Below are 800 nucleotides of genomic sequence, written 5' to 3' on the forward strand. Positions count from 1 at the left end.
CGCGGTGTCCGACAGCAGGGCCACCCGGGCGAATGTCGTTTGGACGACCGGAGCTGCGGCGACGCCGGCGGCGATCACGCTCGCGGCGGCGAGCGGGGCGAAAGCTTTGGTTACGTTCATTCCGACACACCTAGTTTTTATGTAAGAGCCGGCCGACAGGACATGAAAAGCCGATAATGGCATTCTCGCATGACGAGAGTCAACGGCGCCGCGGTGGTAGGAGCCCGGAACAGCGGCCGTCCCAGATGGCAGTCCATTGACTTCTGTCCGGCGTCGCTGCCATGATCGCCCTCAGGAATTCTTTAGCTTCTGCGGTGAAGGGGACGCCCCGTGATGCTGACCAAGGCCTTGACGCCGATTGCGATTGCCAGCACCGTCGCGGGCGGGGTGCTCACCGCGCCGGCGGTCCACGCCACCTATACCGACGTCAACCTGCTCGCCGATACCGCGATCTTCGTCGGCGGCACGATGTTGCCGACGCCGTCGGCGGCCTTCGCGCAGACCGCGGCCGATCTCTTCCTGCAGCCACTGGGCTTCGACGCCGGCGATGATCCGACGGTGTGCGTCATCGGCGTCGGCACCTGCGATTCGCCGCTGCAGGTGCTCTCCACCCCGCAACTCATCCTGCAGGGCCACAGCAGCTTCGTCGGGGCCGCCGAGATCGTGCGGGCGGTGCACGCCGAACTCGATGCCAACCCCGACGCCTACGATGCCGAAAACCCGCTGTGGATCTTCGGCTACTCGCAAGGGGCCACGGCCGGGTCGATCGCGATGGCGCAGCTGGCCCACGACGGCGTCCC

1 pseudogene is annotated in these 800 nt (G+C 66.5%); it reads left to right on the forward strand.

The features are described 5' to 3' along the window. Window positions 1-333 precede the first annotated feature (333 nt). Window positions 334-800: pseudogene (locus A5694_RS18595) on the forward strand (PE-PPE domain-containing protein); the annotation flags it as partial.

The sequence above is a fragment of the Mycolicibacter sinensis genome (genome assembly GCF_001667945.1).
Taxonomy (GTDB): Bacteria; Actinomycetota; Actinomycetes; order Mycobacteriales; family Mycobacteriaceae; genus Mycobacterium; species Mycobacterium sinense_B.